The organism is Virgibacillus sp. W0181 (genome assembly GCF_051846915.1).
GTDB lineage: Bacteria > Bacillota > Bacilli > Bacillales > Amphibacillaceae > JBPYCR01.
Genome location: NZ_JBPYCR010000004.1, coordinates 74,480 through 92,500, shown reverse-complemented (window position 1 = coordinate 92,500; position 18,021 = coordinate 74,480). Strand labels below are relative to the sequence as shown.

14 protein-coding genes are annotated in these 18,021 nt (G+C 36.8%); all 14 read right to left on the bottom strand.

Annotated features, from left to right (window positions below):
* Positions 1–16: 16 nt before the first annotated feature.
* On the bottom strand, positions 17–877 hold the full coding sequence (locus tag ACLIBG_RS03485) for a metal ABC transporter permease (RefSeq protein ID WP_439311324.1): 861 nt from the start codon (positions 875–877) through the stop codon (positions 17–19).
* Complete coding sequence (locus ACLIBG_RS03480) at positions 877–1,620, bottom strand: metal ABC transporter ATP-binding protein (protein WP_439311323.1); 744 nt, start codon at positions 1,618–1,620, stop codon at positions 877–879. The genes ACLIBG_RS03485 and ACLIBG_RS03480 overlap by 1 nt, the downstream gene beginning before the upstream one ends.
* Before the next feature lie 673 nt (positions 1,621–2,293).
* Positions 2,294–3,034: an amino acid ABC transporter ATP-binding protein gene (locus ACLIBG_RS03475; RefSeq protein WP_439311322.1), complete on the bottom strand. Its 741-nt coding sequence runs from the start codon at positions 3,032–3,034 to the stop codon at positions 2,294–2,296.
* Complete coding sequence (locus ACLIBG_RS03470; RefSeq protein ID WP_439311321.1) at positions 3,034–3,687, bottom strand: amino acid ABC transporter permease; 654 nt, start codon at positions 3,685–3,687, stop codon at positions 3,034–3,036. The genes ACLIBG_RS03475 and ACLIBG_RS03470 overlap by 1 nt, the downstream gene beginning before the upstream one ends.
* 73 nt (positions 3,688–3,760) lie before the next feature.
* Positions 3,761–4,651: a transporter substrate-binding domain-containing protein gene (locus tag ACLIBG_RS03465; protein WP_439311320.1), complete on the bottom strand. Its 891-nt coding sequence runs from the start codon at positions 4,649–4,651 to the stop codon at positions 3,761–3,763.
* A gap of 153 nt (positions 4,652–4,804) precedes the next feature.
* The gene (locus ACLIBG_RS03460) at positions 4,805–5,983 is read right to left on the bottom strand and encodes an aminotransferase A (protein ID WP_439311319.1); all 1,179 of its coding nucleotides are present in this window, start codon (positions 5,981–5,983) and stop codon (positions 4,805–4,807) included.
* Between the two features lie 60 nt (positions 5,984–6,043).
* Complete coding sequence (locus ACLIBG_RS03455) at positions 6,044–7,684, bottom strand: thiamine pyrophosphate-dependent enzyme (protein WP_439311318.1); 1,641 nt, start codon at positions 7,682–7,684, stop codon at positions 6,044–6,046.
* Between the two features lie 72 nt (positions 7,685–7,756).
* Entirely contained in the window at positions 7,757–9,076 is a 1,320-nt protein-coding gene (locus ACLIBG_RS03450) for an aminotransferase family protein (protein ID WP_439311317.1), read from the bottom strand.
* A gap of 171 nt (positions 9,077–9,247) precedes the next feature.
* On the bottom strand, positions 9,248–10,837 hold the full coding sequence (locus ACLIBG_RS03445) for an amidohydrolase (protein WP_439311357.1): 1,590 nt from the start codon (positions 10,835–10,837) through the stop codon (positions 9,248–9,250).
* 42 nt (positions 10,838–10,879) lie between these two features.
* A complete protein-coding gene (locus ACLIBG_RS03440) occupies positions 10,880–11,824 on the bottom strand; it encodes an NAD(P)-dependent oxidoreductase (protein WP_439311316.1) in 945 nt (314 codons plus the stop codon).
* Between the two features lie 105 nt (positions 11,825–11,929).
* The gene (locus ACLIBG_RS03435; protein ID WP_439311315.1) at positions 11,930–13,354 is read right to left on the bottom strand and encodes an NAD-dependent succinate-semialdehyde dehydrogenase; all 1,425 of its coding nucleotides are present in this window, start codon (positions 13,352–13,354) and stop codon (positions 11,930–11,932) included.
* 19 nt (positions 13,355–13,373) lie between these two features.
* Entirely contained in the window at positions 13,374–14,600 is a 1,227-nt protein-coding gene (locus tag ACLIBG_RS03430) for a Zn-dependent hydrolase (RefSeq protein ID WP_439311314.1), read from the bottom strand.
* The gene (locus tag ACLIBG_RS03425; protein ID WP_439311313.1) at positions 14,601–15,575 is read right to left on the bottom strand and encodes a hydroxyacid dehydrogenase; all 975 of its coding nucleotides are present in this window, start codon (positions 15,573–15,575) and stop codon (positions 14,601–14,603) included.
* 187 nt (positions 15,576–15,762) lie between these two features.
* Positions 15,763–17,673, bottom strand: a complete 1,911-nt coding sequence (locus ACLIBG_RS03420; protein WP_439311312.1) for a sigma 54-interacting transcriptional regulator — start codon at positions 17,671–17,673, stop codon at positions 15,763–15,765.
* Positions 17,674–18,021: the final 348 nt, after the last annotated feature.

The following is an 18,021-nucleotide window of genomic DNA, read 5'->3' as shown; positions in this document are numbered from 1 at the left end:
ACTTCTTGCTATGCATTTACTTTTCCAACACTATTTTGTTTTTGTTGGATTTTAACGTACGCCATAGCACACCTTGTTTTGGTGCAAAGATAAACGCGAGTACAAATATTGCAGTAGTTGCTAGTGCAATGACCGGTCCTGATGGCAAATTGTAAACAAAACTAAAATACATGCCAATGACTGCTGAAGCAGCACCGAAAAATGCGGCCATGAAAATCATCGTTGATAGTCGGTTCGTTAACAAATATGCGGTTGCAGCAGGGGTAATTAACATAGACACGACAAGGATGACACCAACCGTCTGTAGAGACGCAACCGTAACAAGTGTTAATAAAACCATAATGCCATAGTGAATCATCCGCACTTTTAACCCGTATGCAGCTGCCATCGTTTCATCAAAGCTTGACACGAGCAATTCTTTATAAAAAACAAAGACAGCAAGCAGTACAATGGCACCTACAATAATTGTTAGCCACATATCAGACGTACGTACGGACAGAACGTTACCAAAAAGAATCTGTGTCAAATCGGTTGCACTTTGCACCAGCGTAATTAAAATAATTCCTAAAGCAAAGGCTGCCGAAAACACAAGTCCGATTGACGCATCATTTTTTACACGACTGTTTTGAGTGATGACCCCAATACCTAATGCTGTAAGTACCCCTGTAACGACTGCGCCATAAAAGTAACTAATTCCGAGCATGTAAGAAATGGCTACCCCCGGTAAAACGGCGTGGGAAATCGCATCCCCCATAAGTGCCATCCCCCGAAGTACAATAAAACTGCCAATTACACCACAAATAATGCCAACCATAATCGATGTGATCATGGCCTTTTGCAAAAATCCATAATTCATTAAATCCTGAAAAAATTCCATTATACTTCCACTCCCAAGCTTGCCATCATACCAAATGGAGAATTATATGCTTTTTGAATTAATGTCGGCTGGAATACGTTCTGCACCGATCCGCAACCGATAATTTCTTTATTTATTAGAATAAGGTCATCAAAATAACTTTCTACTTTTGATAAATCATGATGAACAACAAATACCGTTTTTCCCTCATCACGTATGTTTTTTAATATATTAATGATCACTTCCTCACTCGCCGCATCAATTCCAACAAACGGCTCATCTAGAAAGAAATAAGTGGCATTCTGTGCTAATGCTCGTGCTAAAAATACACGCTGCTGTTGTCCACCGGATAATTCTCCAATTTGACTTTTTGCATAACTTTCCATTCCTACCTTTTCAAGGCATTCGAGTGCCCATTCCCGATCCTCTTTTTTAGGCCGATGAAACAAGCCAAGCTTTGGATATGTCCCCAACAACACTGTATCTCTTACAATAATGGGGAAATCCCAATCAATATTCGATCGTTGTGGAACATAAGCAATTTTCTTTTGAACAGCTTTTAAAGGTTGATTTTCCATCGTTATCTTTCCGCTGTCACGTGGAATCAAACCTAAAACAGCTTTCATCATTGTTGATTTTCCAGCCCCATTTGGTCCAAGAATGCCGATCAGCTTTCCCGTTTCAAATGAAAAGCTTACATTATGGATCACTTCTTTTCCGAAATAAGAAACGTTCAGGTTATCTACTTCTATCGTTTTTGTCATTCGTTTATTCTCCTTTGTCCATTCCATTTAAGTTTAGTTGACTTTATGTCACTATTTTCACCGAATGCAACATTTAGTGTTAAAAAGGGGTCATGTACTATGTCTAACAGTCATCTTTAATTTATATATGATATGGAAGAGTTATAAGTGCATTATTTTATATCCTTAGATTCTCAATGGACTTGCAAAAGCCATTTCATTATAAAAGTTAGTCTTTTTTCATTATTGCGTATACCTCTTTTATTTTACCAAAGCATCATTTGTTTACCTAGTGCAACTTTTTATTATTATATTATATAAATTTATTAAAGTAAACATCTTTTTAAAAATAAACAAGAATTTTTTAATAATCCAGACTAATTGCTGATCTACTTAGTCGAACTATTTTAATAATATAGTTCCCTATTAAAGTAAAAATTAACAATTCATATAAGATACAAATGGATGAAAATCTTAGTTGTTGATTGAATCACTGGAAATAAACTACGCTTTGACGACTAAATCTTTTCGATGGATCTACAGCTACAGGTCCAGAACATTCTCATGTAGGCTTTTATTTCCGACAATTCTTTTCAATAGTTGCTCCAGTCTTTCGGAAAACAGCCAAAATAAAAAAGTGCTTTTATGAATAAAGCACTCCTTTTATAAGGTAAACCAACTATTTATTTCAACTTTATAATACCTTACTGAGAAACTCCCTAGTTCTCTGTTCTGTAGCATGATCAAATATCTGTTCTGGTGTTCCCATTTCCGCAATTCTTCCTTTGTCTAAAAATGCAATTCTGTCAGCAACTTCCCGTGCAAACCCCATCTCATGTGTTACGACAACCATTGTCATACCTTCTTGGGCAAGATCTTTCATTACCTCCAGTACTTCTCCCACTAACTCCGGATCAAGACCTGATGTTGGTTCGTCAAACAACATAATATTCGGTTTCATTGCGAGCGCACGGGCAATTGCTACACGTTGTTTTTGGCCTCCTGACAGTGTGTTAGGATACACATTGGCCTTATCTAATAAACCGACCTTTTTTAAGTTCTCCTCGCCTAACTTTATCGCATCATCCTTCTTGATTTTCTTTACATGAACAGGTGCTTCTATTACATTTTCCATTACCGTCATATGTGGGAATAAATTAAAATGCTGGAAAACCATTCCAGTTCGCATTCGAATTTTATTTAAATCATCTTTCTTTAAATCTACTTCTTTTCCTTCCAAAGCAATTGTTCCACTTTGTTTTATTTCTAAGAAATTGAGGCAACGTAGAAGGGTACTTTTGCCAGATCCGCTTGCTCCGATTAATACAACTACTTCTTTTTCTTTCACCTCTAAATCAACATCTTTTAGCACATGGAGCTTACCAAAATATTTATTTATGTTTTTCATTTCTATCATTAAATTCGTATTGTTCATTATCGCTCACCTCTTGCTAAGTATCGTTCAATTCGATTGACAATAAAGGACAGTATTAGAACGAGAATTAAATAATAGATTCCTACAATAATATACGATTCCATTGCTAATCCTGTTGCTGATTGGATACGTTGAGCACGATTAAATAATTCCTGAAATCCTATAAATGCAACTAATGAAGAATCTTTAAGTGCAATAATAAACTGATTACCAAGAGGAGGGATCGCTCGCCTTAATGCTTGAGGTAATACAATTCTCCGCATGGATAAACTATAACTCATACCAAGACTTCTAGCTGCTTCCGACTGCCCTCGATCAATAGATTGAATGGAACCTCGGAATATTTCCGCAATATATGCACCATTATGTACTCCTAAAGCAATCCCGCCTGATAAAAACCTTCCGAGATCAACAAATTGAACTAGTCCAAAATATAAGACAAAAATTTGAACTACCAGTGGTGTTCCACGAACAATATTAATATATAAATCTGCTATTAGCTGTAACCATTTATACTTGGAAACTTTCAAAAAGGCAAAAATCAAGCCAATGATTACACCAACTAAAAGTCCTAAAAATGTAATTTTAACTGTTGCAAGTATAGCATCTTTATATCCGGGGATTGTTTCAATAAAAAGTTCCCAAAACGACAAAACATTGCACCTCCATAAACCTTTTATTTTATTAGGAAATAGATGTGCGCACAAAAATGTGCGCACAAAATAACTATTCTAAAATATTTTCTCCGAACCACTCATTACTGATTTCTTCATATGTGCCATTTTCAATAATCGCCTCTAACGCTCGGTTAATTTCATCTAATAATTCTTGATTCCCTTTTTTAACTGCCGCTCCAATATTCTCGTCAAACACCCGATCAGACACCGGCTTTATCGCCAAATCTTGGTCTTCTATTTGGATAAGTCCGACGAATTTATCGGTCATGACCGCATCCAGTCTATCTGTTCCAGCCGCTAAATCTTGTAAAGCTACATTATCACTTTGATATGTTGACAGATTTTCTTCATCAATATATTCGAGAACAATTTCTTCATACGTACTCGAAGCTACTACCCCGACATTTTTCCCTTTCAGATCTTCTAATGTTGAAATTCCCTCTGTATCTTCATGTGTATAAATAACTCCACCTGATAAGTAGTAAGGATCAGAAAAGTCAACCGCTTCCGCACGTTCCTCAGTTATCGTTAAACTTCCCATAATTACGTCCAAACGGTCACTGTTAACCTCTTCAATTAATGCTCCAAAATCTTGCGTGAAGACTGGATTAGGCTCTAATCCCATTTCTTCAGCTATGGCGTTTCCAAGATCAACTTCGAAACCGGTCATATTCCCATCTAAATCCTCGTAGTTAAATGGTTTAAACAATCCACTGGATCCAAATGTTAGTTTACCTTCTTCGATAGTCGATACTGTAGCTTCCTCTTCCTCCTCAGCTTCCTGGTCCGTATCCGTCTCTTCTTCCGTCGCAGCATCTACTGAATTTGAATCGTTATCCGTTGATTCATTTGAAGACGCTTCATTATTTCCACCACACGCCGTTAAAAAAACGATGAATAAAATGCTTAGCAATAAATAAAATACTTTTTTCTTTGACATATTTTTATCCCCTTTTATTAAAAAAATATGTTACACGAAAATCATGCTTAACTGACACCCTATTCCTTCCCTCAAATATTAAATATGCAACCACCCCCCTTAAATTAATCCCGAATGAGCATCGAGTAGATAGTTGTCTAGATTTAAGTGTTTTTATTTTCGAATGACTTCTTTTACCTCTAAAGCGTTTACAAAACGCTCCATTCGGTTTAACCCTTCTTCAAGTACGGACATAGAGCTAGCAAATGAAATTCGAATGTAATTCTCGCCAACCGACGAAAATGCAGCACCTGGAACAACAGCTACATGTTCCTTTTCCAATAGTAAATTTGTAAACTTAAAAGATGTCATTTGAAATGGTTCGATTGAGGGGAATATATAAAAGGCAGCTTCTGGTTTGGTCACTTGCAAGCCCATTGAAATTAATCGCTCATATACATAATCTCTTCTTTTGCTATATTCTTCTCTCATGACAATAGGAGCGTCTAAACCATTCGTTAGTGCCTCTACAGCTGCTTCCTGACTTATCGAGCAAGCGCATGTTGTATTAAATATATGCACTTTTAACATTTGGTTTGTTACATATTCAGGAGCAAATAAAAAACCTATTCTCCAGCCTGTCATTGCATGTGATTTAGAGATTCCATTTATCACAATTGTTTGGTTTCTTACTTCCGGAAAAGAAGCAATGGAACAATGTTCTTTTTCATAAATTAATTCACTATAAATTTCATCTGAAACTATGAAAATATCCTTTTCTTTTAATAGCATTGCAATTTCGTTTAATTCGTCTTTCGATAATACTGTCCCTACTGGATTAGAGGGATAGGAAAGAAGAACGCATCGGGTTTTTTCTGTTATATGTTCCTCAATTAATTTAGCTGTAATTTTAAATGCAGTATCGCTTGTGTCCACAAAAACAGGTTTCGCACCACACATCTCAATTAACGGTTGATAACCTGGATATGCAGGACCTGGAAGGATGACTTCACACCCTTCATCTAAAATGGTTCTAAATACGGTATCTAATGCTTGAGTAGCCCCATTCATTACGATCGTCTCGGTTTCCCAAGAATACAATAAGCCATATTTCTTCCGGATAAAATGGCATGCCACCTGTCGTAATTCCGGCAACCCTGTATTATTCGTATATCCGGTTTTATTCGTATCAATTGCTTTTTTACCAGCTTCTTTTACGTGAGTCGGAGTATTAAAATCCGGTTGACCTATCGTTAAATTAATGCTATTGCTAAATTGTTGTACACGCTCTGAAAATTCTCGTATCAATGACGCTTCAAGCAGTTGTACTCGATTATTTATAAGATGCTCCATTTTTTCACCTATCCTTCCTGTAACATCCTAGATACTTTCAACATATCGCCAGTGCAATTCTTAATCACCGACTTGATTTACCGAAAGGATACCGGGGTCAGTCTCCAATTCAATTACATAAGGTTTGTCACTGCGTAATGCTTCATAAAACACTGGTAAAAAATCTTCATTTTTCGAGACGGTTGCCCCATTACATCCATATAACTTAGCTACTTCTGAAAAACTTGGATTCGTTAAAGGTGTTGCTAACACTCTTCCAGGAAAATGATTTTCTTGATGCGCACGAATCGTGCCGTACATATTGTTATTAATGACAATTGAAATGACATGAATCCTTTCACGAACCGCTGTTTCAAGCTCTTGCATCGTCATCATGAAACCACCATCTCCTGAAAAAGAAATAACGGTATGATCAGGATGCGCCACCTTTGCGCCTATTGCACTAGGTAAGCCATATCCCATAGCTCCTGAGGTTGGTCCAATATAGCGTTTCGAGTCCGTGAAACGAAAATACTTGGCTAACCATCCATAAAAATTACCGGCATCACTCGTTATAATACTATTCTCTGGAACAGCCGACATCATATCATCCATAATGCTATTCATTTCGGCATATTGTGTATCCCCTTTAAATCCCGGTGGGGTGGAATGCTTAATATATCGATCATTATTTTCATTTACACGTTTTTCTCTTTCTATGTTTTCATTCTCATTTATAACGGATATAGCACTTTGTAAGAAGCTCTTCGCATCTGAAACGACTCCAAATTCAACATTGTACGCCTTCCCTATCGAGGATTCGCAAATATCGATCTGAATAATTCTTGGACTTTCTCCAAGCAACGTATAATCTTGCGTCGTCACTTGAGATAGCCGTGTACCGATTGCAATAATTAAATCCGCGTTTTTAATAGATTCTGCCATTTTTTTATTTAATCCAAATCCAAGCCATCCTGCATAATTTTTATGAAGGTTTGACAATACGTTAAACCGTCTAAAAGCTGAAGCAACAGGCAAATTCAATTGTTCTACAAATCTTTCAAGCTCTTTTTGAGCTTGTGAAATTATTACTCCTCCCCCTGCAATCACAAAAGGGGATTCTGCATTGTTTATCTCATCAACAACGCGTTGAACAGTCTGTAAATCTGCAATTGGGCGGTTAAAGACGATTGGTTTATTTTGTTTGTATGTGGTCATTTCTTCCAACATATCATGAGGCAAAGACACAACTACTGGACCCGGACGACCTGAACGAGCCTCGTAAAAGGCACGATGCAATAATTCAGGTATTCGATCAACATCATTAATTTCCACAGACCATTTGCACAAGTGACTAAAATAACTTTTAAAATCAACTTCTTGGAACGCTTCTTTATCTATAAATGGGCGCTCAACCTGCCCAATCAATGCAACAAGCGGTGTAGAATCCTGCATAGCTGTATGTAAACCGATGGATAAATTGGTTGCTCCTGGCCCACGTGTAGCCATACATACACCAACATCACCAGAAGCTTTTGCATATGCTTCTGCCATAAAAGAAGCCCCACTTTCATGCCGTGTCGAAATAAGTTGAATTTCCGGGTGCTTATATAGCCCATCAATGACACCCAAATAACTTTCACCTGGTACGCAAAATGCCTTTTTTACTCCTTCTGTTTCTAATACTTTAACAACTGTGTGCCCTCCCGATAACTTTTGCATCTTTTTCCTCCAGTTACGTTTTAGGTGAAGAAGGGTTGATTTGAACATACCAACCCTTCCGACACTAAGTTTTTAATTCGTCACTGCTACCGCTGCTTCAACGGATTCCTTTAAAATATTTAACATATCTTTGATTTGCTCTTTATTAATAATTAATGGTGGCGCTAAAACAACTGTATCAGCTTCGTTATAAATGACAGAACGACAGATAAGTCCCCGTTTTACAGCCTCCGCTACCACTTGAGGAGCTATTTTCGTTTCAAATCGTTCTCCGGTTTTCGCATCTTTATAAACTTCAATAGCAGCCAATAATCCCACTGTACGACCATTTCCAAGTACAGGAACCTCATTTTCAAGTTGCTTGAAACCATTAATCAACTCTTCACCCATGGCTCGTGCGTTCTCAACTAGATTTTCATCTTCAATAATTTCGATGTTCTTCAAAGCAACAGCGGTTGCAACTGGGTGTCCACTGTATGTGAAACCATGGAACATCGTCCCTTCTGTTTTTTCAGCCAATGTTTGATGGATCTTTTCAGATAAGACAACTCCACCTAGCGGAATATAGCCACTTGAGACCCCTTTAGCAATGGTCATCATATCCGGAACAACACCCCAATTTTCAATTCCAAACCATTTTCCAGTTCGACCAAATCCGGTAATTACTTCATCCGCAATAAATAAAATATCGTACTCATCACAGATTGCTCTTACTTCCTTGAAGTAATTTTCAGGAGGTATAATGATTCCACCAGCACCAACAACAGGCTCTGCCATAAATGCAGCAATTGTTTCCGGTCCTTCTTTTTCAATAATGCCTCTTATCTCATCACTTGACGTCGTTTCAGCATGAAAAAATTCAGGTGAAACACTAGCGAACTTCCAAAATTCAGGAATACCTGTTGCAGATGTCGCACCCAATGCAACTCCGTGGTAAGCTTTTTTACGCGATATAATCTTTCTTCGTTCAGGTTTACCTTGTATGTTCCAGTAATGACGTGCAATTTTAATCGCCGAGTCATTGGATTCGGATCCGCCAGAAGTAAAAAACACGGTGTTTAAATCGCCGGGTGTAAGTTCCGCAATTTTAGCAGATAATTTGATGACTGGTTCATGGCTATAATTGGAAAATGCTGAACTAAAAGGAAGCTCTGTAATTTGATCCTTAGCCACTTCAGCTAGTTCTTTTCTTCCGTAACCAACATTGACATTCCATAATGAAGACATGCCTTCAATATATTTTTTTCCATCGATGTCTTCTAAATAAATTCCCTCCCCTTTTTTAAAAATAATAGGTGGGCCATCTTCCTGTTGTTGCTTGATATTAGATGTCGGGTGTAAAAAATGCTTTTTGTCCAATTCCATTAATTGCTCTTTAGATAAATTTGTCATTAAAAATCCCTCCGTTAAAAATGTATATTGATTTTATATATTGAATAAAGGTTCTTTAAAGTGCCTGTTCAAATCACTGATTTGACAGAATAAATCGCAATGATATTCAAGGCGGTGCAGAAGTTCAAAGAGTTTTATGAAACTATTTGAACAATCTTTTAGACTAGTTATTTATAGTACGCATGGCTTTTTTTCATATACAATCTCGCCATTTACAATTGTCATTTTGACTTTTGTCTGTTTTACCTCTTCCGCGGAGAAGTTCATAAACCCTTCAGGCAGTATGACGAGATCGGCATATTTTCCCGCTTCAATACTCCCCTTTTCATCCTCTTCAAAAGCGGCATAAGCGGCATGATTCGTATACATCTTCACTGCTGTCTTTACATCAATAATTTGGTCTTTCCCAACCGGTTTTCCACTAATTGTCTCCCTTGTCATCAAGGCGTGCATCCCCAAAAAAGGAGAACTATCGACTACGGGGCCGTCTGAACTGCCCGCAGGCTTTAACCCTTGATTCATACACGACTTTACGGCAAACACATTATCTAACCGTTCTTTTTCCAAGTTGTACATATCTCCTGCCATATAAATGAGCAGCGGCTGTGGAATAGGTGTCGCATTTATCTTTTTCATCCGATCTCGTATATCATCATTAGAAACCGTTGTATGCTCAATTCTCGGGCGATCATCCCGATTCGGATATTCTTGCTGCAATGCTTCAAACGTTCGAACCGCTTGATCAATCGCACGATCTCCAATTGCGTGAATCGCGACTTGCTTATTTAAGTCATATGCGACTTTCATTTTGTTTTTCAATTCTTCATCTGTATAAAGAAGCATGCCTTTTTCTTCTGTATCTTTATATGGTGCATTTAAAGCAGCTGTACCTCCACTTAATGTTCCATCGGCAAATAGTTTATATGAACCGATTTTCAGCTGCTCGGATTGTTGATTCTGATATTTCTTTAAAAAATCACTGTAATATTCCGCCAAAACCATGGCATAAATTTTCACTTGTAAGTTGCCTGCCTCACTCATTTCCTTTAATACTTCAAATTCTTTCTCCGAATCAATTAAAAACCCTAATCCGGCATCATGTACAGTTGTAATTCCGTTTTCCAATAAATATTGATTTACAAGACTTATTGCTTTTTTCATACTTTCATAGGTATACGGTGGCAAGACGTCTTCGATTAAATTTTTCGCCTTTTCAACAAGCAGCCCGGTAGCTTCTCCGTTGTCCGTACGGTCTATGAAGCCGCCATCAATGGCTGTCTGAACTGTAATATTCGCTTTTTGAATCCCCGCTTCATTGATGACAGCTTCATGGAGACAATATCGAGTAATATAAACTGGATTTTTTACATCTTTAAAGTCCAACTTGTTCGGCTTTCTTCTTTCCTTATATTTCGATTCATCAAAACCCCACCCAATAATCCATTCATCTTCAGATTTAGCAGTTTGAGCGCGTTTTTTTATTGCTTCTACAACTTCTTCGATCGAATCAAGTTGACAGTCTACATAAGATAAATTAAATCCTAAAGAAAACAGATGAATGTGCGCATCCGTAAATCCTGGAAGAACTGTTTGACAGTTTAAATCGACCAGGTGCGTTTCTTTAGATTGTAATTTCAAAATCTCATCATTCGATCCAACCGCAGTTATTTTCTTATCTATTACTGCTACTGCTTCATACACATTATCTTCCGAATCCAGTGTGTGAACTTCTCCATTAAAATAAATTGTGTCTGGTTCCATCAAGGTAACACCTCATTTTAGTAAGTGAAAAAATATGACACTTTAATATCCTTTAATAAAGTCTATTTCGAATTTAAGGGCTTCGTTACGTTTAAATGATTGATAGTTTTCTCGGAATATAGCGATACTTCTATCAAAAAAGTGTGTTGTTTTAGCCGACAAATGAGGTGTTAATATCAAATTATTAGCCTCCCACAAAGGACTTGACTCCGGTAACGGCTCCTCATAAAAAACATCCACTGCTGCCCCTTTTATGACGTTATTTTCCAAGGCTTCCAGTAAAGCTTCTTCTTTTACAAGGGGACCTCGACCGACATTAATCACATAAGCATTATCTTTCATCATGTTAAATTCTTTCTCAGTCAAAAAATGATATGTTCGATCAACCAATGGTAAGAGCAAAACAATAAAATCACATTGCTGAATCATTTCTTCTTTTTGTTCCCAAGTAAACGTCTGATCAAAATACTCAACTGGTCTGCCATTACTGTTAAAACCTAATACATTCATATCGAACGCTTTCGCCTTTTTGGCCACTTCTACTCCTAGGTCGCCAGTCCCAAATATACCAATTGTCTTATATCCCGCTTCATCGACTAATTTCGTACGATCGTATTTTTTATTTTTTTTATTTTGAATGAACCGTGCTAAATCCCTGAGTTCATACAAGATGATGCTCATTACATACTCAGACATTGGTGAACCGTATATATTTCTTACATTTGTCAGTCTTATATTTCGCTCTTCAATTTCTTGTATTGGCACTTGCTCAATTCCCGTTTGGAATACTTGAATCCACTTTAGATTGGGTAATTTATCAAAATCAATTAATTCCCAATCTTCGTCAATCCCGTAAGTAATCATAATCTCGATAGCTTCATAAAGAATGTCTTTTTCCCCGCGCAATAAATGAACTTCTTTGCCAGTTATGCTTTCTATCTCCTTAACTTTCTCATCTTGCAGTTCATCGATCGTAAGCAAAACCAATACAAATCGCCCCCAAATTCTGCATTGTTATGTATATGTTTTTATTAGCCATCTTCCAAAATGATATACTTATATAAGTTTGGTGTTCATTTATAGCATTGTGCTCTACTCCTCGTATTTAATCGAAATCATTTTCTCTTCTAAATACCCATCTATTCCTTGATGTCCACCTTCTTTTCCTACGCCACTTTCTTTCACGCCTCCAAAAGGACTTTGAACGACAAATGGCAATGGATCATTAACTCCAACCATTCCATATTCTAGGTTTTCTGTCATTCGAATGACACGGGACATATTGTTTGAATACAAATAAGAAGCAAGACCATATTCCTCATGATTAACCATATCCAATAACTCTTCCTCGGATGAAAATGTAATAATTGGTGCAACTGGACCAAACGTTTCTTCCGTAAAAATGTCCATATTTGGTGATACATTTTTAAGAATCATCGGTTGAATAAAATTACCATTTGCTTGCTCTGCTTCGGTTAAATTCACTTCTCCAGTTACTGCTTCTGCACCTTTTGAAACTGCATCGTCAATTTGCGATTGAATTTTTTGGACCGCATTTTTGTCAATAACCGGACCTACGGATGTTTCTTCATCTAATCCGTTGCCCATTTTTAATTGTTTCACTTTATCCGTCAACAGTTTTGTAAACTTATCCGCTATATCTTCATGGACGAAAACGCGGTTCGTTGATGTACACATCTGCCCAGAACATCTAAATTTTGTAGCCAAAATATCTTTAGCGGCTGCTTCAATGTTCGCGTCTTCAAATACAATAAACGGCGCATGACCACCAAGTTCCATCGATATTCTTTTCACAGTTTTTGCGGCTTTTTCCATTAACAATTTACCGATTCTTGTTGATCCGGTAAACGTAATTTTCCTCACCGCCTTGCTCGCCATTAACACGTCGGTTACTTCGGAAGATTTGGCCATGACCAAATTAAAAACCCCATTCGGAAGACCTACTTCTTCAAAAATTTTCGTCATTTCAACAGCTGATTGTGGCGCTTTACTTGAAGGTTTCAATACCATTGTGCATCCTGCAGCCAACGCTGGTGCTACTTTTCTCGCAATCATCGATAAAGGGAAGTTCCACGGTGTAATTGCTCCAACTACACCAAGAGGCTGTTTAATAACAAGTACTCTTTTGTCACTCGTACTTGCTGGTACAGTTTCCCCATAAACACGCCTTGCTTCTTCTGCAAACCAACGAAAATAATCAATAGCCGATTGTGTCTCGCCCCGTGCATCACTAATTGGTTTTCCCATCTCTTTTGTAATCACTTGCGCAAGTTCTTCTTTTCGTGCTTCCATTTTCTGATAAATAGCAAGTAATAGGTTAGCCCTCTCAAGGGCAGCTGTTTTCGACCACGTTTTAAAGGCATGATCCGCTGCTGTTATTGCATCTTTTACATCATCACCAGTTCCATGATCCATTTGAAAAACTTCTTCCCCTGTAGCAGGGTTATATACAGACAATTTTTCTTCCTTTTTTATCCACTCTCCATTAATAAACATTACAAAACTCCTTTTTCTTTTAATTTGTTGCCAATTTTAAAATGGTGTTCAATAAAACATTAGCCCCTTTGATCAAATCACCATCTTCCGTTAATTCATTTTCATTGTGGCTTATTCCATCTATACTTTTAACAAAAATTAACCCAGTAGGTGTGTATGTACTCATGTATTTTGCATCATGGCCCGGCCCACCGTATAAATCGAGCATTGAATAGTTTAATTCCTTACTGGAATCGCTAATTTTTTCAATGATCTCCTGATCAAATGGCACCATATCGTACGCCCAATCAACATTTGTTTCACACGTCACATTATTTTCACCCGCAACTTTCTGCAGGCGTTCCTGTATTAGTTTGACTGATTTATTTTTCATTTCATCATTAGGATGGCGAATATCAATCACAAATGATACTTTACCGGGAATAACGTTGATGGAGTTCGGGTAATTATTGATTTTACCTACCGTTATTCTCAAACCTTCTATTTCCTCTGTCATTTTGTTAACGGTTACAATCATATGAGCAGCTGCTAGAAGGGCATCTTTACGGTCTTTCATTCTTGCGCCCCCGGCATGATTTGTAAAACCGTTAACCACGACATTCAAGCGGGTTAGTCCTTGTAATCCTTGAACGATGCCAATGTCCTTATTTTCATTTTCTAAAATTGGCCCTTGCTCAATATGAAGTTCGACAAAACATTTTGTTTCGCCTAAACGGTTTTCTTCTTTACCTTTATACCCAATGTCTGTTAAGGCATCTTCAAAACGCACGCCTTCTTCATCTTGTAAATTGTAAACATAATCTTTGGAGAACTGTCCCGTAACAGCTCCGGAGCCAATTATCGGCGGATTAAACCGTGCTCCTTCTTCGTTCGTAAAGTTGATTAATTCCAGAGGAAAATCTGTTTCAATCTGCTTGTCATTAAGGATTTCCATTACTTCCAGACCAGCCAATACACCAAGTACGCCGTCAAATCTACCTCCATTAAACTGCGTATCTAAATGGGAACCAAATGTTACAGCCGGGGCATTTTTTTGTCTCCCTTCCCGACGAGCGTACATATTACCATAATCATCTATGCGAACTTTTAAGCCTGCTTCTTGTAATTGCTTCTTATATACGTCACGCATTTGTTTATCTTCTTTAGACAATGTCAAACGATGTAATCCATTATGTTTCGTTGCTCCGATAGAAGAACTGATAGCAAAGTTTTTCAAAAAACGCGATTCATTAATTGTTAGCACCATTCATTCCCCCGTATACGAATATTGACTAATCGTGTTTACTGGCCACGAAGGTTTTTGTCCATTAAGTACTTGGTCGATTTGCATGGCAGCATGTACGGCCATTTTTACAGAGCCTTCCTTTGATAATGCTGCACTGTGGGGTGTCACAATAATGTTGTTTAATGTAAACAATTCCGCATTTGTATCAGGTGGTTCCATTTCAAAAACATCAAGCCCTGCTCCTGCTATTTCTTTACTTTTCAGCGCTTCAACAAGAGCCAGTTCATCTACAGTTCCTCCACGTGAAGTATTAATAAAAAAAGCACTCTCTTTCATTAATTTAAACTCTTTTGTACTTATAATATGTTTCGTAGATTCCAAGAGTGGTAAATGTAAACTAATCACATCAGATTTTTGTAAAATTTCCTTCAGATCATCTACTCGTTTAATCATTTCCGGAAAATGCTTGGCGTGAGGGTCATATCCTAGAACTTTCATATTGAACCCATCACAAGCTTTTTTTGCTGTTAGTTTCCCAATTCGGCCAAGACCAATGATTCCAAGTGTCTTACCTTCAAGACTTTCGCTATATACAATATTACGAATATCAAAATTACCGTTCCTTAATTCTTTATCCATAATCATTAATTTTTTTGATAGATTTAAGATAAGTGACATCGCATGTTCTGCTACATCGTTTGCGTTTGCTTCGGGTGTATTTGTAACATACACTCCTTGTTTTGTAGCAGCTTCTACATCAATGTTGTTTAAACCTACTCCATATTTTGCGATCACTTTCAAATCTTTTCCCGCTTTGATTACATCCGCATCGATCATAGCATTTGATCTGGTCAATATAGCATCACAATTTCCCACATCATCTACCAACGTGGTTTTTTTTACATTATCTGCAATTTTTAATTGGTAACCTTTTTGTATTAAATATTCTTTTCCCTCCTTTTCAATGTCTAGAGGAATGTATACTGTTTTATTCATAGCGGACTCCTTTAAAATGATAATTTCTATCTCCCTTAAATCAATGCAAGTATCATGCCAATTTACATCCATTGATTTAACGGACTTATTCAGAAATGTTAATCACTTAAATTGTTCCACTTGAAACAATATAGATCTTTATGTTTCAAAACGTTTCAAAATTCGTCGGAATAAGAAACTCATTCTTCTATATATCGAGTTTGTGTTTTTTAATTTTTCGCCATAACGTTGTACGACTTACACCCAATTGTTTTGCTGCGTCTTCTCGTCTAAAGTGATTCTCCTTTAACACTTCAATTAATTGTTCTCTTTCAAACTTTGGTATCATTTTCAGATCAGTTCTAGGTTCCATTTTTTCTTCATAAATAAAAGCGTCTTGTTTTGGTAAATAGGCATTGATGTCTGTAATATCAATAACATTATCTTTACAAAGTACAGCTAATCGTTCACAAAAATTTTGCAACTCACGGACATTTCCTTCCCATTTTTCTTTACTTAATCTCTCCAAAGCAGCTTCCGTAACGTGAATAGGTTGATTGGTCAAGGTATATTTCTTTATAAATGATTTGACCATTAACGGGATATCTTTCTTACACGCTCGTAGCGGGGGTAAATGTAGATTCAATACACTCAATCTATAATAAAGATCTTCACGAAACGCATTGTTTTTCACAAGCTCAAGTAAGTTTTTGTTTGTCGCTGCAATAATCCGAACATCTATCGGAATAACTTTATCATCTCCGATACGTACTACCTCTCTCTCTTGTATAACGCGAAGTAACCGACTTTGTAAATTCACCGATATTTCACCAATCTCATCTAAGAATATTGTGCCACGGTGTGCTAATTCAAAAAAACCCTTTTTTCCACCTTTTGCAGCACCAGTAAATGCCCCTTCAACATAACCAAATAATTCACTTTCCAATAAATTTTCTGGTAATGCTGCACAGTTTACCGCCACAAAAGGGTGATTCCTTCTTTTGCTGAAGTTATGAATACTTTGTGTGTACACTTCTTTACCTGTACCGGTTTCTCCAATAACTAAAATATTTGAATCAACTTTGCTATACTTTTTTGCAACTTCAATTGTATGTTGCACGACTTCACTTTGTGAGATGATTTTTTCAAAAGTATGTTTAGCAACGTGCCCTCTTAAATAGATCTTTTTTCGAATCTTCTTTTCCATTTCTTCTATTCCTGTTACATCTTGAAAGGCAATCATATCGCCAACTTTATTATTCCGTAAGTAAATAGCAACTTTTTTGACAGATAGTTGGACAGAACGGTATGTTATTATATCTTCTTTATAATCTTGGTCACTTGTAATTAAATCCAATAATCCGCTTTTAGTAATAATGTTATCTATTTTCTCACCAATAAGCTTCGGATGCTCAATGAGTAAAATACGCTGAGCAGCATTGTTAAGTGCTGTAATTCGTTGCATAAGATCAATTGCTATAATACCTTCATATGCGTTATCCAAAATTGTTTGGAACCTTTGTGTCTTTTTTTGTTCTGTTCTACTAACAACTGCCAAACTTTCCGCTTCTCTTAATGCTTGATGAAAAGAATCAACAGATGTTTGAATTACTTCTGCTTGTAACCCTTGCTCTTTCGCATATTCACATGTATTAACTCCTGCCAAAACAAATTCACATCCTTCATCCTTAGCCTTGTCAACTAAATACGGAATATCAGAAAGATTATTTAAATAGTATTGCTCAATTTCTAGATCAACAATTTCCTGTAAGTTATCGACTCCATAAATCATATTAGAGGCACCAATCACGGCAACCTTCTTTTTACCAAAATCACGGCGGCAGACAAATAAGGATCTTACTAAATCAATTCCCTGAACAGGAATATCAACGATCGGTATTTGTAGCTTAAAACCTTTTAACTTTTTGGATAATAATCCTCTTGATATAATGACATCTGCCTCGTACTGATGCTCATGCAATTTCTCAACAGGGATTACTAATTCTTCCACTTCAAAATCTTCTTGTAAGTCGTTTTCTTTTTCATATGATTTAAGAAACGTTTTCCATGAAGCGCTTATATAATCTTTGCGTGGAACGACTAATTGAATTTTAATCAATACGAATCCTCCTATACGATAAGGTCGTTGAATTTGAAAACGAGTAAATAATAGCTGAAACCGTTTACACTTTTTTATAATAATGGATAGGTTTAGTTTTAGCATCACTCTTTTATTTTTAGTATCATTACAAATATTCTATCATATTTGATTTAATTTCCACTTTAATTATTTTCGTTAAAATAGGCGACTATTATGTAGTTATTGGATAAAACGGTGACGTTCTATTTAAGGGAAATTTCATTAGGAATTTATTTAACGTAGCATCATTTTGGAGGGCGGCTAGCAGACACCTTTTAAGGGAAATAATACAACAAAAAAAGCCTCCAAGAAAAATTTCCTGAAGGC